Source organism: Alphaproteobacteria bacterium (genome assembly GCA_033344895.1).
Taxonomy (GTDB): domain Bacteria; phylum Pseudomonadota; class Alphaproteobacteria; order UBA8366; family Aestuariispiraceae; genus Pacificispira.
In genome coordinates, this window is the sequence record JAWPMN010000001.1 from 531,622 (window position 1) to 552,559 (window position 20,938).

Annotated in this window: 19 protein-coding genes; 8 read left to right on the top strand and 11 right to left on the bottom strand. The window is 58.7% G+C overall.

The features are described 5' to 3' along the window. Positions 1-46: 46 nt before the first annotated feature. Genes R8L07_02415 through R8L07_02435 form a run of 5 tightly spaced genes read left to right on the top strand, consistent with a single transcriptional unit; the run spans position 47 to position 4,902 of the window. Positions 47-646 carry an amino acid synthesis family protein gene (locus R8L07_02415; protein ID MDW3204370.1) on the top strand — a complete coding sequence of 200 codons (600 nt, stop codon included), beginning with the start codon at positions 47-49 and terminating at the stop codon, positions 644-646. Next, positions 618-1,442 (top strand): alpha/beta hydrolase, encoded by an 825-nt coding sequence (locus R8L07_02420; GenBank protein ID MDW3204371.1) that lies wholly within the window; start codon positions 618-620, stop codon positions 1,440-1,442. Before R8L07_02415 ends, R8L07_02420 begins: the two co-directional genes overlap by 29 nt. Next, the gene (locus R8L07_02425; protein ID MDW3204372.1) at positions 1,439-2,374 is read left to right on the top strand and encodes a flavin reductase family protein; all 936 of its coding nucleotides are present in this window, start codon (positions 1,439-1,441) and stop codon (positions 2,372-2,374) included. Before R8L07_02420 ends, R8L07_02425 begins: the two co-directional genes overlap by 4 nt. Then, the gene (locus R8L07_02430; protein ID MDW3204373.1) at positions 2,371-3,402 is read left to right on the top strand and encodes an LLM class flavin-dependent oxidoreductase; all 1,032 of its coding nucleotides are present in this window, start codon (positions 2,371-2,373) and stop codon (positions 3,400-3,402) included. The genes R8L07_02425 and R8L07_02430 overlap by 4 nt, the downstream gene beginning before the upstream one ends. A 15-nt stretch (positions 3,403-3,417) precedes the next feature. Beyond that, positions 3,418-4,902, top strand: coding sequence for an aldehyde dehydrogenase (locus tag R8L07_02435; GenBank protein ID MDW3204374.1), 1,485 nt, complete (start codon positions 3,418-3,420; stop codon positions 4,900-4,902). 56 nt (positions 4,903-4,958) lie between these two features. Here R8L07_02435 and R8L07_02440 read toward each other — a convergent pair whose 3' ends face one another. The 5 genes from R8L07_02440 to R8L07_02460 all read right to left on the bottom strand — a co-directional run bounded on the left by R8L07_02440 (position 4,959) and on the right by R8L07_02460 (position 10,637). Continuing rightward, positions 4,959-6,854: a TIM barrel protein gene (locus tag R8L07_02440; protein ID MDW3204375.1), complete on the bottom strand. Its 1,896-nt coding sequence runs from the start codon at positions 6,852-6,854 to the stop codon at positions 4,959-4,961. Between the two features lie 3 nt (positions 6,855-6,857). Beyond that, positions 6,858-8,135: a TRAP transporter large permease gene (locus tag R8L07_02445; GenBank protein ID MDW3204376.1), complete on the bottom strand. Its 1,278-nt coding sequence runs from the start codon at positions 8,133-8,135 to the stop codon at positions 6,858-6,860. After that, positions 8,132-8,632, bottom strand: coding sequence for a TRAP transporter small permease subunit (locus tag R8L07_02450; GenBank protein MDW3204377.1), 501 nt, complete (start codon positions 8,630-8,632; stop codon positions 8,132-8,134). Before R8L07_02450 ends, R8L07_02445 begins: the two co-directional genes overlap by 4 nt. Positions 8,633-8,732: 100 nt before the next feature. Then, positions 8,733-9,743, bottom strand: coding sequence for a DctP family TRAP transporter solute-binding subunit (locus R8L07_02455; protein ID MDW3204378.1), 1,011 nt, complete (start codon positions 9,741-9,743; stop codon positions 8,733-8,735). A 57-nt stretch (positions 9,744-9,800) separates the two neighbouring features. Further along, entirely contained in the window at positions 9,801-10,637 is an 837-nt protein-coding gene (locus R8L07_02460) for a shikimate dehydrogenase (protein ID MDW3204379.1), read from the bottom strand. Positions 10,638-10,810: 173 nt separating this feature from the next. Between R8L07_02460 and R8L07_02465 the strand changes: the two genes are divergently transcribed. After that, positions 10,811-11,476: a TetR family transcriptional regulator gene (locus R8L07_02465; GenBank protein ID MDW3204380.1), complete on the top strand. Its 666-nt coding sequence runs from the start codon at positions 10,811-10,813 to the stop codon at positions 11,474-11,476. 672 nt (positions 11,477-12,148) lie between these two features. Here R8L07_02465 and vapB read toward each other — a convergent pair. Continuing rightward, complete coding sequence (gene vapB, locus R8L07_02470; GenBank protein ID MDW3204381.1) at positions 12,149-12,379, bottom strand: type II toxin-antitoxin system VapB family antitoxin; 231 nt, start codon at positions 12,377-12,379, stop codon at positions 12,149-12,151. 148 nt (positions 12,380-12,527) lie between these two features. Here vapB and R8L07_02475 point away from each other — a divergent pair, with 148 nt between their 5' ends. Then, positions 12,528-13,163: a tyrosine-type recombinase/integrase gene (locus R8L07_02475; protein ID MDW3204382.1), complete on the top strand. Its 636-nt coding sequence runs from the start codon at positions 12,528-12,530 to the stop codon at positions 13,161-13,163. 295 nt (positions 13,164-13,458) lie between these two features. Here R8L07_02475 and R8L07_02480 read toward each other — a convergent pair whose 3' ends face one another. Then, positions 13,459-14,523: an IS110 family transposase gene (locus R8L07_02480; protein MDW3204383.1), complete on the bottom strand. Its 1,065-nt coding sequence runs from the start codon at positions 14,521-14,523 to the stop codon at positions 13,459-13,461. A 197-nt stretch (positions 14,524-14,720) separates the two neighbouring features. Between R8L07_02480 and R8L07_02485 the strand changes: the two genes are divergently transcribed. After that, the gene (locus R8L07_02485; protein ID MDW3204384.1) at positions 14,721-15,653 is read left to right on the top strand and encodes a CPBP family intramembrane glutamic endopeptidase; all 933 of its coding nucleotides are present in this window, start codon (positions 14,721-14,723) and stop codon (positions 15,651-15,653) included. A gap of 121 nt (positions 15,654-15,774) precedes the next feature. Here the strand turns inward: R8L07_02485 and R8L07_02490 are convergent, their stop codons facing one another. The 4 genes from R8L07_02490 to R8L07_02505 form a co-directional block, all read right to left on the bottom strand. Further along, on the bottom strand, positions 15,775-17,304 hold the full coding sequence (locus R8L07_02490) for an ATP-dependent helicase (GenBank protein MDW3204385.1): 1,530 nt from the start codon (positions 17,302-17,304) through the stop codon (positions 15,775-15,777). Then, entirely contained in the window at positions 17,301-19,061 is a 1,761-nt protein-coding gene (locus R8L07_02495) for an AAA family ATPase (protein ID MDW3204386.1), read from the bottom strand. Before R8L07_02495 ends, R8L07_02490 begins: the two co-directional genes overlap by 4 nt. 349 nt (positions 19,062-19,410) lie before the next feature. Continuing rightward, complete coding sequence (locus tag R8L07_02500; protein MDW3204387.1) at positions 19,411-19,779, bottom strand: DoxX family protein; 369 nt, start codon at positions 19,777-19,779, stop codon at positions 19,411-19,413. A 127-nt stretch (positions 19,780-19,906) separates the two neighbouring features. Beyond that, complete coding sequence (locus R8L07_02505; protein MDW3204388.1) at positions 19,907-20,818, bottom strand: DMT family transporter; 912 nt, start codon at positions 20,816-20,818, stop codon at positions 19,907-19,909. Between the last annotated feature and the right edge of the window lie 120 nt (positions 20,819-20,938).

The window sequence follows — 20,938 nt, forward strand, 5'->3', positions numbered from 1 at the left end:
CGAAACCCCGGGATTTCCCGGGCCAAGGTCGGGATGGAAACGCCGCATGAAACCGGAAATCCGAAAACTGGTCACCGTCGAAGAGGAAACCTGGATCGAGGGCTTCAAGCCGGCGTCGCAGCCCTGGCGCATGTTCGCCGTCGCCGCCGTGGTACGGAACCCCTGGGCCGGACGCTATGTCGAGGACCTTTCACCGGAGATTCAGGCCTTTGGTCCGGTTCTCGGCGAGTTGCTGACCGACCGGATCACGCGGTTGGCGGGCGGTGCCGATGCCATCGAAGCCTATGGCAAGGCCGCGGTGGCGGGGCTCGACGGTGAGATCGAACACGCATCCGGGCTGATCCATACCCTGCGCTTCGGGAACCACTACCGCCAGGCGGTTTGTGCGAAGTCCTATCTTGCCTTCACCAACACGCGGGGCCCGGCGAATGCGCCGATCGCGGTGCCGCTGATGGATATCAACGATGCCGGTCGACGCTCCCACTACCTGACCGTTCAGTTCGCTATCCCCGACGCCCCGCGCAGCGACGAGATCGTTGTCGTCCTGGGCGGCGCGACCGGTGGGCGGCCGCACCACCGCATCGGTGACCGATACAAGGATCTGGAGGCGATGGGCCATGACGTCGACAATCCCGCTTCGGTCTGAGACCCGGCAGGGCATTGCCTATCTTCGGGCAGGCACCGGCATGCCGGTGATCCTGCTCCACGGGGTGGGTCTGCGTGCGGAGGCTTGGCAATCCCAGTTCGAAGGACTGTCCGCCGGCCACGAACTGATTGCCCCGGACCTGCCCGGCCATGGCGGCAGCGCGCCGATCAGCGTCCCTGCTCCGGACCTCCGGGGTTTTGCCGACCGCATCGGGGAGGCCATTGCGGAGACAGCCCGGGTCCCCGCCCTTATCGCCGGTCATTCCATGGGCGCGATGATCGCGCTGGACCTCGCGATCCGCCGTCCCGATCTGTGCTGCGGTGTCGTTGCATTGAACGCGATCTTCCAACGGCCAGACGCGGCACGTCAGGCGGTACTGGCGCGGGCCGAGGCACTGGCGAAATCTGACGATAGCGGGGTCGAGGCACCGTTGCGCCGTTGGTTCGGCGATTGTCCCGATGGCCGCAACCGGGCGGCAGCGGACGCCTGCCGCAATTGGCTCAGCACCGTCGACCGCACGGGGTATGCCGCCGCCTATGGCGCCTTCGCTCGGCATGACGGTCCTTCACCGGTGGCCTTGCGCGGCCTGAGCGTGCCGGCCCTGTTCTTAACCGGCGCACAGGATCCCAATTCGACCCCGGCGATGTCCGAAGCCATGGCGGCGCTCGTGCCGGATGGGCGACTGCGGATCGTCGACGGGGCCGCGCATATGGTTCCTATGACCCATTGCGAGACCGTCAACGCTGCGCTGGCAGAGTTCTTCGCGGAATGCCGCGGCACGGAGGGGGCGGCATGAGCGCAATCGACGGCCACGCCCTGCGCCGGGCCTTCGGCGCCTTTCCCACCGGGGTGACGGTCGTCACCGCCCGTGCCGACGACGGAACGCCGGTCGGCTTCACCGCCAACTCTTTCTGTTCCGTCTCGCTGGACCCGCCCTTGCTGCTGGTCTGCCCGGGACGGAGTCTGAACAGCTTCCCTGTGTTCGAGACCTGCCGCCATTTCGCGGTCAATGTCCTGTCGGAAGGACAGGAAGCCGTTTCGAACACCTTTGCCGGTTTCAAGGGGGATCGCTTCGCGGCAGTTACCTGGCAGGATGACGCGGTGTGCTGTCCGCTGATCGATGGCGCCGCGGCCCAATTCTCCTGCAGCGCGCACGAACGGGTCGACGCAGGCGATCACATGATCCTGATCGGCCAAATCGACACTTTCACCCATGCCGGCACGCGTGGATTGGGCTATGCCGCCGGCGGCTATTTCAGCCTGGGCCTAGAACGCCGGGCGGAGGCCGCGCCGCCGCCCGGCCGTCGTGCCTTCGCCGGGGCCATTCTGGAGCACGGGGACAACCTTCTGCTGGAAGAAACCCCGAATGGCTTCCGGCCGCTGCAGATCGCCCTGGATTCCCGGGTCGGCGCCCGCGAGGCGATCCGCCGACATCTCACCGAAACCGGAATCGAGGCGGAGGTCGGGCCCGTCTATTCGATCTTCGACGATCGCGGCAGCGGCGAATCCTTCACCTATTTCCGAGCGGTCTTGGCCGGCCCGGCGCCTTATCGCACGGGGCGCTGGGTCCCGGCCGAGGCGATCGGCGGGCTGCGCCACATATCATCCGCCCATGCAGACATGCTGCGCCGCTATGCGCTGGAACGACAGACCCGGTGCTTCGGCCTCTATGTCGGCGATGAGGCGGCCGGCGACATCCACGCATTTCCACAGGAGGCACTCCGATGAAGTTCTCATTGTTCGCCCATATGGAACGGATCACCCCCGACCAGCCGCATGAGGTTCTGTATCAGGAGTTTCTGGATCTGTGCCGCATGGCCGACGAAGGCGGCATGCACGCGATCTGGACCGGCGAGCATCACGGCATGGAATTCACCATCGCGCCCAACCCCTTTATCAGTCTGGTCGATCTGGCCAGCCGGACGAAGAATGTGCGTCTGGGCACCGGCACGATCGTCGCGCCCTTCTGGCACCCGATAAAACTGGCCGGCGAGGCAGCGATGGCGGATCTGATCACCGGCGGCCGGCTGGAGCTGGGTATCGCGCGCGGTGCCTATTCCTACGAATACGAACGGCTGTCCCCGGGCCTCGACGCCTGGGATGCCGGTCAACGCATGCGCGAGACGGCACCGCTGCTTCGTCAGCTGTGGTCCGGCGACTGTGCTCATGAAGGCATCTACTACAATTTCCCCAGCACCACCGCCTCGCCGAAGCCGGTGCAGAAGGACGGCCCGCCGATCTGGGTCGCCGCGCGGGATCCGAACAGCCATCAATTCGCCGTCGACAACGGCTTCAACGTTCAAGTCACCCCGCTGTGGCAGGGCATGGATGAGATCGAAAGCCTGATGGACAAGTTCAACGGCGCCTGTAACGGCCGCAATGACCGCCCGAAGATCATGTTGCTGCAGCACGCCTACGTCGCGGGGTCGCGGGCGGATGCCGAGGAAGCGGCCCAGGCGTTCAGTCGGTTCTATTGCTATTTCGGCGCCTGGTTCAAGAACGAGAAACCGGTTCGCCAGGGATTGATCGAGACCCTGTCGGAGGAGGAGATCGCGTCGAACGAGATGATGGCACCCGCCAAAATGCGCGCCAATCTGGCAATCGGTACGGCTCAAGAGGTAACAGACCGGCTAAAGCGGTACGAAGATCTCGGCTATGACGAGTTCTCGTTCTGGATCGACAGCGGGATGAGCGCGGAGCGCAAACGGGCCTCGCTGGCGCGTTTCATCGACGACGTCATGCCGGCCTTTGCGTAAGGGGGGATCGAGCGGATGAGCGAACAGCCCGATTACCGCCTCTACATTGACGGCACCTGGACCGACGGCGCGACCGGTCAGGTGATGGAGACCGTCAATCCCGCCACCGGCGATGCCTGGGCGCGATTTGCCTGCGCGGCACCGGCGGATATCGACCGTGCCGTTGCGGCGGCGACCCGCGCGCTGACCGACGGCGCGTGGCCGGCGATGACCGCGACCCAGCGCGGCAAACTGATCGCCCGCCTGGCCGATCTGGTCGAGGCCAATGCCGAGCGGATCGGCCGGATCGAAACGACCGACAGCGGGAAGCTGGCCACCGAAACCATCGGACAAACCCGTTATGTCGCCGACTACTACCGGTACTACGCCGGACTAGCAGACAAGATCGAAGGGGCGGTGCTGCCGATCGACAAGCCGGACATGCATGTCTACACCAGCCGCGAGCCGATCGGCGTGGTCGCCGCCATTGTGCCGTGGAACGCCCAGATGTTCCTGACCGCGACCAAGCTGGGTCCGGCCCTCGCTGCCGGATGCACGGTGATCCTGAAGGCGTCGGAGGTTGCGCCGGCGGCCCTGTTCGAACTGGCCCGTCTGGTCGAGGAGGCAGGTTTCCCGCCCGGCGTCGTTCAGGTCGTAAGCGGCGATGCGGAGAATTGTGCGATTCCGCTGACCTCGCATCCCGACATCGACCGTATCGCCTTCACCGGCGGCCCGGAGACAGCCCGCCACGTCATTCGCAACTCCGCCGCCAATTTTGCCGTTACGACGCTGGAGCTTGGTGGCAAATCGCCGATCCTGGTTTTCGACGACGCCGACCTGGAAGGTGCTGCCAATGGATTGATCGCGGGGAATTTCGGGGCGTCCGGACAATCCTGTGTGGCGGGAACACGAGGCCTGATCCATCGTCCGGTTCTAAACGAGTTGATCGCGAGGATAGAAGAGAAGGCCAAGACCATCGTCGTCGGCGATCCGCTCCAGCCAACGACGCATGTCGGACCGCTCTGCACCCCGACCCAGATCGTACGGATCGAAGCAACACTCGCCCAGTCGGTCGAACAGGGGGCTCGGATTCGGTTCGGCGGAACGCGGCCGTCCGGAATGGACGGCGGCAACTACTTTCTGCCCACCCTGGTGGAATGCCCGGACGCGCGGACCGCGACACTGTCGGTCGAGATGTTCGGGCCGGTGATGTCGCTGCTGCCCTTCGACACCGAAGTGGAAGCCGTCGCATTGGCGAATGACAGCGTCTTCGGACTTGGCTCCGGCGTGTTCACCCGCGACATTGCCCGGGCACACCGGGTTTCGAAGCGCATCCGGGCCGGCATTTGCTGGGTCAATACCTACCGCGCGATCTCGCCAATCGCCCCATTCGGCGGCTTCAATCAGTCGGGTTACGGCCGCGAAGCCGGTCTGGAAGCGGTGCTGGACTACACCCGCACCAAGACGACCTGGATAAACCTGTCGGACATGCCGATGGCGAACCCTTTCGTGATGCGCTAGGGGTCGCAGGCTTGGTCCATCTTTCCTTGATTGGCGGCCGAGGCCCGTCCCATCCGCTATCTGCGCGGCATTCCTTTGGGTCGCATAAATCGTTTCTGTGCGGCAATGCGGAACGGCGCGTTTGGGGCGCCGTAGCCATTGTATCCGTTCCGCCGTTGAACGATCTCGAAGAACATGCCGTTTTCGAGCGGCCTCGAGTAAATCTGGAAAAAGTCACCCTGCTGGTCCCGGTCATAAAGAATGTTCGATGCACGCATTGCTTCCATAAGGTCTGCGTCCAAATCGAAGCGCGCAGCAAGATCGTCGTAATAATTCGGAGGCATGGGGAGCGGCTGAAATCCCAGATCATGCAACTTGTCAGCAGTATGGAAGATGTCCGCTGTCAGCAGCGCAATATGCTGCACCGATGCGCCGAAGCTTTCCGCAAGGAACTCTCCCGCCAGCGTTCGATGCGTTTCCGCGCCGTTCAGCGTAATCCGAAGCGCACCTGTATCCGACTCGATGGCCTGGCTTCGGATCAACCCATCCGGATCGATTACATCCACCATCGGCGCCTTGGTCATTCGGAACAGGGCAATATAGAACAGCGACCAGCTTAGCATGTCCTGATAGGACATCGTCTGCGCGATATGGTCCACGGCAAGCAAACGTGCGTCGGACGTGTCGCTCGCACTGTCTCCCGACGGTCGAAACTCCACGTTCCAGACGTCTGCCAGCCCTGTCTTACGATCGATGAAATGCAAAACACTGCCGCTCAGCCCCCGAATGGCCGGGATATCCAATTCACCGGGTCCGAGCGGCTGGCTGAACGGCTTTGACCCGAGCGCCACCGCCCGCTCGATGGTCGACGCCGCGTCCGATACCTCGATACCGATATCGCAGACCGTGGTGCCGTGCAGGGCGTAGGCGCTCCCCGCATACCCCGACGTCTCTCGGTTTATCAGGATCCGGATCTCGCCCTGCTGCCAAAGTGCGACATTCTTCGAGATGTGCTCGCCAGCCTTACGGAATCCCAGCGTTGAGAGAAGACTTTCAAGCTTATCCGCTTCACCACCGCGGCTACAGAACTCGAGGAAGGAGGTACCCTGAATTTCACTTGGCTCGGGCAGTGCCGGCAGATCGATGGGGACGTCTTCCTGGCGACGGCGCACCCGGTCCAACAGGAAGATGAGCGACCGATACCCGTCACGGGCAACTGCGCCTGCATCGCCGCCGCGAAACTGATCGTTAAAGATTTCGAGACTGACGGGCCCTTCATATCCGGTTGAAACAACTGCAGCCATGAAATCCGTTACCGGCAGGTCGCCTTCACCTGGCATGTTCCGGAAATGACGCGACCAGTACAGCAGATCCATCGGTATGGCCGGCGCATCGGCCAGTTGAACGAAAAATATCCGATCGCCTGGAATCTGTCGGATCGTGTCCGGGTCGATTCCCCGACCCAGAGTATGAAAACTGTCGAGTATCAGGCCGACATTGGGATGATCGGCGCGGCGTACGATTTCCCAAGCGTCGCGATGATCGTTCACGTGGCGTCCCCAGGCCAGGGCTTCGAATCCGATCCGAAGCCCTCGCGTCCGTGCCCGCTCACCCAGTTCCGCCAGATCGTCGGCCGCACGATCGATGCCCCCCAAGGCATGCGGCGAAACGTTTGAACAAATCAGCATGAGATCGGTTCCCAAGGCCTGCATCAGGTCGAACTTGTGCTCCGCCCGATCGAACGCTTTGTCGCGCATTGCTGATGGCAGGCCTTCAAAGTCTCTGAAGGGCTGAAACAGCAATATCTCCAGACCGCTGTCGCGGATCATGCGGCCGACCTCGTTCGGGCCGGCATCGTGGGCAATGAAGTCCTGCTCGAAAATCTCCAATCCATCGAATCCGGCCCCCCGGATCGCCGCCAGTTTTTCCTCCAGATTTCCAGCAATGGATACGGTCGCTATCGATGTTTTCATCGCTCAGTATCCAAAGAGGCGCGGTAGAAACGTCACGATATCCGGGACGAAAACCAGAATCATGAGCACCGCGACCTCAACCAGAAACAGCGGCATGATGGATCGTGTCAGTCTTATCAAACCGACTTTGGCAATGCTTTCCGCCACAAATAGACACAGCCCCATCGGTGGCGTGATTAGGCCGATCATTAGGTTGAAAATCACGACGATGCCGAAATGCACCGGGTCAATACCAAGCGAAACCGCGATCGGATGCATGATGGGCACCAGAACCAGCATCGCAGCGATCCCCTCCAGAAACAGCCCGATGAAAAGGAACAGGAAGACCGACACGATCAGAAAAGCAGTCTTGCTGTCGACATTCGACAGTGCCCAGTCGGTTAGCAGGTTCGGAACGCGGTTATAGGTCAGCAGCCAGTTCGCAGCGGCAACGACGGAGATGATGATCATGATCACGGCGCTGTCCCGCATCGCATGGGCAAAAAGCCTCGGCAGCGCATTGAGCCTGATGTTGCGATAGACAACGACGCCGAGAATCAGAGCATAGGCGGTGGCGAAGCTTGCCGCTTCGGTCGGCGTCACAATCCCCATCAGGATCGATCCAACCACAAAGACGGGCATCAATAGTGGCAGGATGCCACCGACAAGTGCGCCTCGGCGGCTCTCCCCTGACAGTTCTCGTGCTTCAGAAATCGGGACCTTCCTGAACCGGACGACGACATAGGCGGATAGGAACCCCGCAAGAAGCAGGCCGGGCACGATCCCGGCCAGGAACAGCGACGGAACCGACACGCCCGTTACGATCAGCGCGTAGATGATGACCGGGATAGAAGGTGGAATTATTGGCCCGATCACAGATGACGCCGCCGTTAGCGCGGCCGCGAAGGACCGGTCGTAACCGTGTTTTTCCATCTCCGGGATGAACACACGACCGATCGCCGAGGTATCTGCGACGGCCGACCCCGACAGACCGGCGAAGATCACGGAGGCCCAGATGTTGACATGGGCGAGCCCGGCGCGAAAACCACCGACGATGACATTTGCGAAGGCGATGATCCTGCGGGTAATCCCGCTCTCGTTCATCAACTCTCCAGCAAGAACAAACAATGGGATCGCCAGCAATGGATAGGAGTTCAACCCCTTGAACATCTCGGAAGCGACCAGTCGGATGTGATAGGGAAACTCCCCCGACGCCATGAAGTACAGCAGCGCCGCTGCCACCGCGAAGGCGACTGGTACGCCAAGGATCAGGAGCACAATGAGGACGGCGTATACCATCATGGTTTCTCCGCCACGCGCGTCGCGAGGCGCACGAACGCCGCGGCCAACAAGATGCCGCCGCCCACTGCGATCGAGGCCTGATAGGTTCCCATCCTGCCGAACCAGACGATCCACTCTGCGCCCATCGATTCCGAAAGCGCTTTCGCGTTTCCGATAAGTCCGGATGCATCGACGCCGCCGCGACGCTCGGAAAAGGCAATCCCGGACCAAACCAACATGCCGCCGACCGCGGCGACCGCAACGTCCCCCACCAAGAGAACAGCCTTGCGGACACTGTCGGGCAGGAGGTCGGTAAGAATGGTGAAACGGATGTGGCGGTCCTGGAGATAGGCAAGCCCCAGCCCGAACATCACGCCATAGGCCGCGAGGTAGATCGGGAGTTCCTCGCCCCATTCGAACGACTTGCCTAAGGTGTATCGGCGCAGTGAGTTTATGAAAACGATGCCGAAAACCAGCCCGAGAGACAGCGCCGAGGCCGCCGCCAGAAAGCGCTCCAAGGCACGACGCATCAACGGCATCTTCAGGGTTCTCCCGGTCGAGCACATTGCGATAGGCGGTATGCGGACGGCACAGAACGCCGTCCGCACTCGCACGACATTACTTCATCGCATCGGCGATCGCGGCGTCCAACTTCTCGATCCATGCCGCATCGTCGCCCAGTTCCCCGGCAAGCCAGTTCTTAACCGCAGGCTGCGCTTTTTCACGGAACATCGCGAGTTCCTCCGCCGTCGGAGAATACACCTGCATGCCTTCCGCCTGAACACTGTTTACGCCCGAAGCGGTATTCCACTGCTGGATGGCCCGGCCCATCGTGCCGGCAACCTGCGCGGCTTTGGCAACGACAGCCTGCGTGGCCGGGTCAAGGGACTGGAACCATTCGTCACTGACTGCCAGGAAATCGGCCGCATATACGTGACCGTCCAACGTCATGTACTTCTGCAGCTTGTGCAGACCGTTATTGTAGATCACCCCGACCGGGTTCTCCTGACCGTCGACAACACCGGTCGTCAATGCGTTGGGGAGTTCTGTCCAGGCGATCGGCGTCGGTTCGCCACCCAGCCCCTTCACCATTTCCACGTAGAGCGGAATCGGCTGCACACGGAACTTCAGCCCTTCCATATCGGCCGGCGTACGGATCTCCCGTGTGTTGTTGGTGAAGTTCCTAAAGCCAGTCTCTCCGAAGGCCAAGGTGCGCAGGCCGGTCTCGGCCAGGCAATGTTCGGCCAATGCCGAACCGAAAGGCCCGTCCAGTACTTCCCAGGCCACCGGCGCCGACGGGAAGGTATAAGGAATATCAAGGACCGACGCGGCCTTGCACACCTTCGACATGGCACCGGAGACCATGACAACCTGGGTCACGCCCTCCTGTGCCTGTGACACCAGTTCCTCTTCATTGCCGAGCGCGCCGGCCGGGAAAATCTCCACCGTCAGATCGGTCTCGCCTTCGACGATGTTCTTGAACACTTTCGCCGCAGCCCCTTTCTTGGAGTTCTGCCAGTCGTCGGGATCGACATGGGCGAACCGGACGGTTTGAGCGGAAGCACTGCCCGCCACGAAAGAGAATGCGACGGCCGTCACCGCCGCCAGCCTGGTAAGAGAATTGAGCATTGTGGTCCTCCCTATTCGGATTGGCGCCATCGTTTTTCGACGGCAGTTGTCTCGGCATTAGTCGTCGAGAGATTCGAATGTCCTCTTCATGCGATCGGGATTCGGGGCCCGACCGGTAAACAGCTCGAACGCGCGAACGGCCTGAAACACGGCCATGCCGGACCCCGACAAAACCGGGCAACCGGCAGCGCGGGCGTCCGACAACAATTGCGTTTCGAGCGGGAAGTAGACGATGTCGGCCACCCAGAGCCCCGCATGCAGGCACTGTCTTGGAACCGGGCTGCCTGGCAGTTTCGACATGCCGACCGGCGTCGCGTTAACGATCCCGGTGAGACCGGGCGGCAATCGGCTCAGCGTCTCGGCCTGTTCGACCCGAGAATGTCCGAAGGTCCCGACCAGAGACCCGGCGAGGGTTTCTGCGCGGCTCTCTTCTATGTCAAAGAGCCAGAGTGTTCCGACCCCCAACTCCAGAAGTGCATGCGCGACGGCGTAGCCGGCACCCCCCGCTCCGACCAGAAGTACCTCCGACAGGTCGGCGCCGGGCATGCCGGTGCGGAATCCTTCGGCGAACCCCCAGAGATCTGTGTTATGGCCATAGCGTCGGCCATCTCGAAAAACGATCGTGTTCACTGCTCCGACTGTTTCGGCGTTCCGGGACAGAGCATGAGTGAGGGACATCGCGTCGATCTTAAACGGAAAGGTGATGTTGAGCCCGGCATAGCCCTGGCGTTCAGCCATCTCCACAATGTCTGCCAAAGCTGACTGGGCGAATTCCGGGTCGTCCAGATCGAAGAGCCGGTAGCACAAATCCACCCCTTGGGCCTTGCCCTCCGCCTCATGCATGGCCGGAGAGCGCGAAAGCGTGATGCCCCGCCCAACCAAGCCGGCTTTCACCGTCCCAGTCTCTACGCCAGTCTCCGACCCCTGGGGGCGAGCAGCCTTGATGGCCCTTTTCGGGTCCATATCATCTCCTCCATGCCGGCAAATTGTACCAATCAGTTAATTTGGTCAAGCGAATTGTACGACCCGGTTAAATCGGTAAAACTATCCGGCACCGGGAGGATCGAATGACGAAGGCCAAGCAGACCGCGAAAACGCCGGATCGGCGCAGTGGATGGAAGCAGAATCCGGCTGCGGTTCAGGAGAATATCCTACGCGTCGCACAACAGGTTTTTGCCAGGAACGGACTTTCAGGAGCCCGTGTGGACGAGATCGCCGCGCTGACCGAAACATCCAAACGAATGGTCTACTATTATTTCGGCGATAAGGAGGGTTTGTACCGCCATACGCTCGAGCAGGCCTACAGGAAGGTCCGCCGGAAGGAACTTGACCTGGACCTTGAACACCTGGAACCGATACCGGCCTTGGAGAAGCTCGTTCGCTTCACTTTCCAGCATCATCGAGATAATCCGGACTTCATCCGCCTGGTGATGATCGAGAACATTCATCACGGCACCTTCCTCGCCCAGTCCGACACGATCCGGGAGTTGAACAAAGGCGCAATCTCCCAGTTGGAGGAGATCTTGAAGCGCGGCAAGGCAATGGGACTCTTCGAACAGGATGCTGACCCGCTCACGGTCCATTGGCAGATCAGCGCAATGAGCTTTTTCAACGTGTCAAACCACGCGACCTTTTCACTGATCTTCGGCGATCAGTTCGATACGGAAGAAGGTCAGCGTTCGCTTGAGAACTGGATCGTGAAATCAATACTGAGATCGATTATTGCACGATAAGGATCGATGGCCCGCTCCACACCAATGATCCAGTCAATTCGATAAGAATAAGCCGCTTCCATGCGTCCGATCAGGGCGCAGGTATGGCAGTTTTAGATGTTCGCCACGGATCAGGGACAGAAGCCGATCGCGGCAACACCGAATTGACCGGTCCATGAAGCAAGGCGGATATTTCCTGATAGGCTGCCGTGTCCGGAAACTTTCTCAGATATCAATTGCCTCAGCCTTCGGCGCCCAAGATCACTCCGAACGCAGAACTTGTCGCAGAATCTGGATTCTCAAAAATGCCGCCTTTCTTGGCAGCACCTCGTAAAACTAAGAAACCATAATTTTGATCGCGACCTGACGATCTCAATAATAGAACAAGTCGCCAAATAAATAGAACCTATTGCCATTTGCGCAGAGTTTCTGAGACTCGTGCGCATCAACGATGAGGTTCGACAAGTGTCGGTTCTCAATAACGCTGCCTGTCACGACGTCAGTATATCAATCACTTAATGGAAATCGTCTCATCTGATTAATCGCCGCGTCTCAGAAACTCCGAACTTTTTGGCTTCCCCCGAAACTGCCGAGAACATAACGGGATTTCAGAAGACCTGTCCTAATTCATTCGGGTTTGATTAAGTCTGCCGATAGCCAGAAGCGGACGTTTTAAGGTGGCTGCACGCGCCTTCAGAGACCTTCGCGCACCTGTTGCCCAGGTTGATCGCGCGTGGCCATGAAGTCCGAGGTCGCCCGGTCGCCTTCGAAGAAAGTTCTCCACGTTGCGCCTTGTGGGTAAATCACAAGCGCGTTTCCAACGGCCAGGACTTCAACCTTTTTGATGTGATCCGGAAACGCCAATGCCTTTGGGATCCGAACGGCCTGGGTTCGGTTGCTGTAAAAGACTGTAGATTTTGTCATCGCCTTCCCTCCCAGGGCTTATGGGGAAACAAGTTTGGCCCCGCTGCATATGCCGATCTTGTTCAGGTTAGCAGGGGTTGGCAATTCGGTCGTTTCATCTACCGACCGCATACTGCTCTCTTCCATCCATCTTCTGAGGAGAGCTCCGATGGTACATTTAACCATTAACTGCGCCCCAAGCAGACGCCGTGTGCCCTGGAACAAGGGAAAGTTCACTGGCCCGAAGCCACCTTTGAAAGCGAAACATGTATGGGCCATTCGAGCGCATCTTGGGTTGTCAAGGAAGGTTCGGGATCTCGCCCTCTTCAATGTGGCGATCGACAGCAAACTGCGTGGTTGTGATGTCGTCGCTTTGAAGGTGAACGACATAGCCCCGAATGGCTGTACGGCGAATCGAGCGACGGTCCGTCAGCGGAAAACCGGCAGACCGGTCAAGTTCGAGCTAACCGAACCAACACGGGAAGCCGTCGATGCCTATCTCGAGTCACCCCGGCGGCCACTGGGAGAGTATTTGTTCCCTGGGAACCGCGGTAGAGATGAGCATCTAACAACTAGGCAATACGCGCGACTGGTCGGCAACTGGGTCACATACATTGGTCTCGACCGGGCCTTGTACGGGACACATTCGCTGAGGCGTACAAAGGCGACGCTGATCTACCGAAAAACCGGAAACCTGCGTGCCGTCCAGCTGTTGCTGGGCCATACAAAAATCGAGAGCACCGTTCGTTATCTAGGAATAGAAGTCGATGATGCGCTCGAAATTGCTGAACAAGTTGAAGTCTGACCCTTAGGGCGGAGCGGATTTGGTCCGCTCTGCCTCCTCTAGTGGAACGTAGCCAGGATGTATGGACCGGCTGCAGTGTGCAATTGAGTTTGTGCATTTCCTGGGACGTCGCAAATATGTATCCGGCCTGTTGGATCGGCTCGTGGGCCGTGGCCTTGATGGGAATACGCACGCGCCATTGATCTCTTTAGCGGACAGGTCGATTTCGACCATCCTGGCTAACAGATTTTGGGTGCGTTTCTTGGTCCGTTCCATGCAGTTTTCTCAATCGCGAACGTGTTCCTGTACCGTCATTTCAGATCGCGGCGGCCTCAACGTGGTGAGCGTCGAACCTGTTGCCCTTGTGCAGAACAGACCAGGCGATCCGTGCAAGCTTGTTGGCGAGCGCCGAGGCAAGCTTGTTCTTGTGCATCCGCTGTGACGCCCGCTTCAGCCACGGCCCGAAGCTGAACTTCTCCCAGTTCTTCGGTCGCATCAGGATGATGTGGGCGGCCTGAATGAACAGTGTGCGCAGGTATCTGTTGCCACGCTTCGATATCTTACCCAGGATCGGTTTGCCGCCGGTCGAGTACTGCCGGGGTACGAGACCAAGCCATGCACCGAAGTCACGGCCTCGGTCGAACGCCTCGCCCGTGCCGATGGCCGCCACCATGGCCGTCGAGATGATCGGGCCGATACCGGGAACGCTCATCAGCCGCTGGCAGTCGCCATCGCGTTTGGAGATCAACTCGATCTCCTCCGTCGTGCTCTCGATGCGCTCGTCGAGCCACAGCCAGTCCTCGTATAGGCCGATGATGATCGTCTCCATGCGCGGTGAAATCTCATCAGCCCTGTTCTCGAGAATCGTGAACAGGGAGTTGCGCAACGATCGCGCCCCCGTGCGCACGGCGATCCCCTGTTCGATCAGAAACGCCCGGATCTGGTTGATCGTCGCCGTGCGCCGCGAGACCAGGCGTGCCCGAACACGGTGCAACGCTTGTAGATCGAGCTGGTCTTGCGTCTTCTCCGGGACGACCTTCAGATTCGGACGGAGTACGGCTTCGGCGATCGCCTCGGCATCGTTGTAGTCGTTCTTCTGCCCCTTGATGAACGGCTTCGTGTACTTTGCCGGAATGATCCGCGGTTCGAACCCCATGCCACGCAGGGTTCGGCTGACGAAATGGGCGCTCAGACAGGCCTCCATGCCAACGATACAGCGTGGGAAACGTGAAAACTCCTTCTCGAGATCCAACCGCTTGATCTTGCGGCGCAGGACGACAGAGCCGTTCGGCTCAAAGCCCACAAGGTGGAAAACGTCCTTGCCTATATCGATGCCGACAGAAGAGAGGGCACCGATCGTCTGTTGAGATGTCGTTACCATGGAATGCTGCTCCTTTCATGTACGGATTGAAGTCTTTACAGACTAACCCGCTGGGGAAGCAGCCGGTCCATCCCATTAACGGATGTGCGTTGGAAATTAGGTTGGTACTCAAAGCTCGCTGAATCTGTGCCGGTTACTATTCTTCGTTGACGCTATTTCTGTTCCTAGTTGCCTGAAAGTAAACACCTGAGTTTATAATGAATGGGGCCGCATCAATTCCATTTGATCGCGCGGCGCATGGAGGAAAATTGAAAGAGCACCAAGAAGGCGAACCGCAAATGGATTCATCGGCGATGTTTGCTGTACTTCGGGGGCGAAGTTTGTTGCTGATGTTATTGCTGGCAACGGCGCTTCCACTCTTGAGTGCTAGATTCATTTGGCCTGAATTTTTTGTAGCTGAGGTACGGTCGCTTCCGGACGCGATTGTCGGGTGTGCGGTGTATGTTCTCTTAGCCAGCTTAATTTGGGTTGCTTGTAAGAAAGCGGGCATTGCAGATCAAATTTCGTTTGGGCACCGGCTAAATGCAAAACAGGTTTGGATTTACAGTCTTCTTGGCATCCCGCTAGTTGGCGTTTCGGTTTTTGGCTTATACTCAGTTTATTTGCCACTATCATACGCTTGGCCGGATTTCGTGGTTTTTTGGGTATTGGACGTTCCGCCTCTTATCTGGTGGGAACCACGAATTGAAGCTGTTCTTGCGAGTGGGGTTAATGCGATTGTCCTCGTGGCTATCGCGCCTGTAGTCGAAGAATTATTTTTCAGGGGCTTTCTGCTTAATAGGTGGCACCAACAATATGGGCCCGCCAAGGCGGTAGTGTTCTCGTCCATGATATTCGCCTTGTTTCATGTTGACGTTGTTGGCGGGTTAATTTTTGGAGCTGTTCTCTCAGCAATTTACATGAAAACAAAATCTCTTTTTGGGCCCATAGTCATCCACATGTCGAACAATGCGATTGTGTTCGTGTTGCTATTAGTCGAAGGGACAGTTTATAGCGGGACACAGAATTGGACCTTGGATGAGTTTCGAGCCTTTTGGTGGTTGGGGCCCCTTGGCGCTGTAATAGGCATTCCGTGGATCGTTTGGTTTTTCCGAAAATCGCTTCATCATAGACAAGCGCCCTCAACCTGAATGTCCGTCACGGGGCCATTAGTGAGGCAGGCCCCCTGGCTCCTTCGCCGGCGTCCGTTAGCCATTAACGGACTCTCTCGAAATGTGGAGGAACCTCCAGAGTCCATGTCAGTCCGAGTAACTAACTAAGCCTGATAAGAGGGCTGGGGTTGGTGCGCGGTACCACAAGTCTCAACGAATGTTTCGCTCGGGTTAAAGCGACATACAACATGCACCGTTTGTAGGGAGTATCTCTAAAATTCTGATCGTCACACGGTATGAGCATGGAGTGATCACACTCCAGACCCTTTGCCTTGTGAATACTGCTGATTGTTTTCGATGGAGGTGAGGGGCGGACATAGGCCCGTTTGCGAGAAATCTCTGCAAATGCGCCCTGAGCGCTCGGATATCTATCCAGTTGCTTCGCTTCGTTGAACTCGGTGCGGTAGTCAATATACACTGCATCGAATCCTGCGGCTCTTTGATTGATTAACTCGCCGATAAGGCGGATGGCGGCGCTCGCTCCTCTGTGATCCGGAAATTCGAGAACGCACTTGGCAATGAGTTGGATATTGGCCGGCTTGCCAGTCGTCGATTTGGCGCAGCCGTTTCGGACCTCCTGGATCAGCCTCCTACCATGACTGCTCTCGCTAAAGCCCTTGGCGGTAGTACTAACGAAGGCAGCCAACGCTGCGGCTATGGCTTCAGCATTTCCCGCGCGCTCGTCTAAGGCAGAGACGAAATCGGCCAAAGCATTGCGGGTATGCCCTTCCCATATCGGGATGGAACGATTCCAGAAACTTCGCAGTCCACGGGCAAGATCGGTCTGGGCCGTGAGGATCATGAGTTGAGATTGAGATTGTACATTCTGATCGATTTGGCGCCGATCTTCTTGTGAAAGCATATAGAGGCCGTGTGTTTGAGCGGTGTTGTCGGCTCGTATGATTTGCACGGAGCGAGGCACATTGCTCGTGAGATCGATGGGATTCCCGTTTTCAAGATTCTCACGCGCTTTCCGGAGCCAATGCCCCAGTTCCCGATCTCCGTCCTCCCACCGATGTGGATGGTCGAGACGATCCCACGCTGCTTCGGATTTCAAGGTTTCCCAGCGCTCTCGATTGGCCCTGGCGGCTTTTGCTGATTTTGTGTCGTAGATGCTCTGTAATGGGTCGCCGAACACACGCAGCATGGCTCCGCTTCGGTGTAGTGCCATCACGACCGCATGCTGGTCGGGAGAGGAATCCTGGTGCTCGTCACAGACGATGAAGGGATATCGGCAGGCGAGGGCGCGCGCCACCATTGGCCTATTGCCGAGGAAGGAAGCGACCTTAGACGCCATGATGCCGAAGCCTTTGCCTTCGTCTTGCCAAGCCCACGCTGACACATCGGCGGGTAAATCGAGCACGGCATGGTAGGCGGTAGCGATCTGAGCGATGAGCGCGTCGATGGTCTTGATCTCGACGGAGCGTCCTGCTCCTGCGGTACGTTCCGCGAATACGGTGCATGCTGCATGGGTGTGAGTGAGGATTAACAGTCGGCCCGATCCAAGGGTCACTGCGAGATCACGAGCGTATGCTGCACCCTGGTATGTCTTCCCCGCGCCTGCTGCCGCTTCAATCACGACAAGAGGCTCGTCGGATCTCAGGAGTGCGGCCACGCTTTCATCGCTCATGGCTGAAGGTCGTCGCGTTCTTGCATCTCCGAAGCTCGCAAGACCGCATTGATCAGAGGCATCAACGACGGACGCAGGTTAGGCCATGCGCCACCGGACAACATCCTCTTGGCCAACTCACGTCCACCAGCCTCGGATTTGAACCAGCACCGGGCATGTGCTTTCCACTCCTTCTCTGAACCTTCAGGAGCGCCGTCTTTGTCGCCGGTTGCCGCGGCGATGATGAGCGTGCGCAGGCTTGTTCCTGTCGCATCTAACGCTTGTCGGATTTTGTCCAGGCTCTTGTCCTGCGAACCGAGCCGATCGGCTAGTGTCCGCAGACGCAGACCATCTTCGGCACCGTCTGTGTCAGTGACCAACTTGCCCAGTTGATCGTCCGGTATGTTGGCGATCACCTGCTCTTCCGTGCATCCCGTCGGCCATTGGAGCAGTGCATCGCCAAGTTGATCCTTTAGCGCCTTCCATCGTTCAGGATTTCGACCTTCGTTGTCAGCAAGCCCGCAGAAAAGAAGGCCGCTGGAGGAGAGCGCTTCGAGTAGGCCGAGAGTCGCGTCATTGCCCTGCCCGTCGCAGACCCGAACGCCACGGTCTAGTGGCTCGCCTGAAAAAGCACATTCTAGAAGATATCGAAGGAACCCTACTTCGGTTGCGCCTTCAGCGATCACGGCAACCCGTGAAAGGAAAGTTTCTGGATCACGACGCTGTTGCTGCTCGATCTTATGACGGGGCAGCGGTCCAATTTGCCCACAGCTATCGAGATACCAGAGATCTGCCTTTTCGGTGCAGGCGATCGCGACTGCGCTGTGTGTTGTGACAAAAGACTGGCAGAAGGAACCGATTACACTGCCTATGAGCTTGCGCAGGCGATACGGCTCTAAGCCACGCTCAATTTCGTCGATCGCAGCTATGCTGGTGTTAGTCCGATTCACCGACGCTGTTTCAAGGGCGGCCATTCGGCGTGTCCCTGCTCCCCAGCTGGATAAGGGAAGGTCGGTATCGTCTTTCTCGGCGTGAAGCCCGATAAGCGCGCCGATTGATAGGCCGTGGGTTGTCGTCAACCCGAGTGACAAACCGTGCGGGAGCGAGGCCTTCTCGAAGCGCGCGCTTAGGTCGTCAATGCTTTCTCTGCCGTCATCCCCCAACGGCGCGTTCAGATCGATCTTTGAGACCTCCTTGCCGATACGCGCGCGAAGGGACACATCTGAGAACAACCGATCTAATGCGGATCCGTAAACTAGGCGTAGATCGCGGTCATTGCGATCATCCCCACTCAGTCTAACAAGACCAACCGCGCGCCGGATTCCGGTCGTGAGAGAGTCCGCATCGCCGTTCGGCTGGACTAACTCCCACAACAGTTCAAGCTCAGTTGTCCCACGGAGTCGGAACCAATACACGGGATTGTCTGGGGGCGCATCGGCATCGCCCCCCACGTCTGTTGGCAACACCGCATTCTGACCGTCCCAGTTCCATGGCCATGCGAATTTCGGCTGTGTGCTCATTTCCGATGATTCCGGAAGAGAGAAAACGCCGTCGATGCAGAATTCCTCGGAAGCGTCACGCTGCCAATAGTCGGACTCGGAGACGATGGTTGAGTTAGAAGGGCTCAGGAGAAGGCCGATCGCCTCGAGAATGGTCGTTTTGCCGGTGTCTCCGCCCCCAATTATGACGTTCATACCGTTTGCAGGTTGCCAACAGAAGTCCTTCAATCCCCGAAAACGGCTGATAGAGAGCTTTCGTAGGATAGGTGCTTCCGTCATCGAGCAATCTTTCAATTAGTCTCATACTGTTTCACAGTTCACTGGTATCACGTTTTGATTGAAATTTAATCCACCTTGCTCTTGGTGTCGCCAAAGAGTCCGCTCCGAGTCAGCTGTGAGCCTGGTTCCGACCGCCCCTCGCCGACGACCGATAGCCAGGAACGGACGATCCGGACAATAGTAACAACACAGGCGCCCGTCAGACGAATTCTTGGGGCCGTACTTTATGGAACTGATTGCATGCGGGCCCATTTCTGGGGGAACGGTTGAAGGGACGCCGAGAGCAACAAAACCGGGCGGGGAACCGTCAAGTGTATGCCTCACCTCATCATTTTAGCATTTCCTGACGCTAGTCCCGGCCGGACGGAGCTTGGTTTTGCAGCCTCGACAACCAGACCATCAAAATCAGGCATCCCAGCACGCCAAAGGGTGCAAGAGCATTGCCGAACTGTCTGTGAAACAGAAGTGTCGCCGCGGCAGCGGTCATAACCGCACCGCCGACGACACACCCGACGAGGCGTGTCGCGGGTAGAAGTAGCAGAACGGCAACGCTCCATTCCATTGCCCCCGTGACATAGTGGAACCAGGCCGGGTACCCCCATCTCTTGTAGTCAGCCAGTACCGCCGCGGAAGGGAAGAGGTTCAGGGTCCCTCCAAGTACAAAGAAGGCCGAGAGCAATACGGCCAGGACGTGATGCCAGGGGAACTTCTTCATCATGGATACCTCTTCCGTGTTGATACCAGGCGCACCTGATTTACAGGCTGTTGGTTATGGCGCGGGTGTCTGCCCCGCACGAACCAGCAAGAATGAGCAAGCGGGCTCCAGCCCCGGTCTCCAACCTCATTTACCCAAGAGCGACAAGGGAGACGCCGATACTGGCCAGGATTGTCGCTGCCACGATGTAACGACCGGGACGAGGCTCCGTTTTCAGCAAAAAGGCGGCAAGGTAGATCCCAACGAAAATCTCTGTCGTACCGATTATCGCCACAACGGCCACGGCGGTGTACTTCAGAGCAAAGAAAAGCAACAACTGGCCCAGGGACATTGAGATTGCCGCTATCCATTGCCAGGTGCCCGTATCGCTCAGAACCCGGAACAGGCTGTTACGAAATCCTCTGCTGAATGGCGCGGCACCGACGTACCAAACAACCCCAGTCGCCGCGCCGACCATCGCACCGAACGCAGCATCCGGGACATGCTCCATCGCTAGTTTTCGCGCCACATAGGCCAGGGCATAGAACAGGGCACACAATGCGCCGAGCATCGCCCCTGTCCGAATGCGGCCTTGGGTGAGCTGGGCGAAACCTCCGAAGTCTGCAGGCGCCTTCTCCCGCAATGTCAGCGCGACACTGACGAGTATGAGACCCATGCCGACTGCGGGGATCAGGCCATAGCGCTCCCCCAGAATCACGACCGCGAGTATCGTTGAAAACACAGGAATGAGCCGTCGCAGCAACCCGGCGCGAATGGCACCGGCGAGGGCGATCGACTTGAAATTCGTCAGACGCCCGAGCACCGTCGCCAGCACCCCCGACGCCACGAAGAAGGCAACGCCTGATATCAGGGCGTCCCCGTGCACAGGCAATCCTTCGACAGATCCACCGGCAAGCCAGACAATCGCGGCAAACAGCAATGTTAGCACGATCGACAGGAAGGCGCCGTTGTCACCCCGTGCTTGCGGCGCCCCTTTCGCTATCGCAGCACCAGCCAACCCGAAGAAAGCCGCCGATAGAAGGGCGAAGGCTTCACCTATCATCGATACCCGACGTTCTGATCCTGCTCTCTTGCAGAGCAATCCGTCAGTGACCCTGTCCTCTGCATAGGCCGCAGCATCGATTTGCCCGACATAGCGGGGAAAGAGGTTCTATTCCCCTTG

Coding starts and splice junctions, on each gene's coding strand:
- R8L07_02415 (MDW3204370.1), top strand. CDS start 47: ATGAAACCGGAAATCCGAAAACTGGTCACCGTCGAAGAGGAAACCTGG.
- R8L07_02420 (MDW3204371.1), top strand. CDS start 618: ATGACGTCGACAATCCCGCTTCGGTCTGAGACCCGGCAGGGCATTGCC.
- R8L07_02425 (MDW3204372.1), top strand. CDS start 1,439: ATGAGCGCAATCGACGGCCACGCCCTGCGCCGGGCCTTCGGCGCCTTT.
- R8L07_02430 (MDW3204373.1), top strand. CDS start 2,371: ATGAAGTTCTCATTGTTCGCCCATATGGAACGGATCACCCCCGACCAG.
- R8L07_02435 (MDW3204374.1), top strand. CDS start 3,418: ATGAGCGAACAGCCCGATTACCGCCTCTACATTGACGGCACCTGGACC.
- R8L07_02440 (MDW3204375.1), bottom strand. CDS start 6,854: ATGAAAACATCGATAGCGACCGTATCCATTGCTGGAAATCTGGAGGAA.
- R8L07_02445 (MDW3204376.1), bottom strand. CDS start 8,135: ATGATGGTATACGCCGTCCTCATTGTGCTCCTGATCCTTGGCGTACCA.
- R8L07_02455 (MDW3204378.1), bottom strand. CDS start 9,743: ATGCTCAATTCTCTTACCAGGCTGGCGGCGGTGACGGCCGTCGCATTC.
- R8L07_02465 (MDW3204380.1), top strand. CDS start 10,811: ATGACGAAGGCCAAGCAGACCGCGAAAACGCCGGATCGGCGCAGTGGA.
- vapB (MDW3204381.1), bottom strand. CDS start 12,379: ATGACAAAATCTACAGTCTTTTACAGCAACCGAACCCAGGCCGTTCGG.
- R8L07_02475 (MDW3204382.1), top strand. CDS start 12,528: ATGGTACATTTAACCATTAACTGCGCCCCAAGCAGACGCCGTGTGCCC.
- R8L07_02480 (MDW3204383.1), bottom strand. CDS start 14,523: ATGGTAACGACATCTCAACAGACGATCGGTGCCCTCTCTTCTGTCGGC.
- R8L07_02485 (MDW3204384.1), top strand. CDS start 14,721: ATGAATGGGGCCGCATCAATTCCATTTGATCGCGCGGCGCATGGAGGA.
- R8L07_02490 (MDW3204385.1), bottom strand. CDS start 17,304: ATGAGCGATGAAAGCGTGGCCGCACTCCTGAGATCCGACGAGCCTCTT.
- R8L07_02495 (MDW3204386.1), bottom strand. CDS start 19,061: ATGACGGAAGCACCTATCCTACGAAAGCTCTCTATCAGCCGTTTTCGG.
- R8L07_02500 (MDW3204387.1), bottom strand. CDS start 19,779: ATGATGAAGAAGTTCCCCTGGCATCACGTCCTGGCCGTATTGCTCTCG.
- R8L07_02505 (MDW3204388.1), bottom strand. CDS start 20,818: ATGATAGGTGAAGCCTTCGCCCTTCTATCGGCGGCTTTCTTCGGGTTG.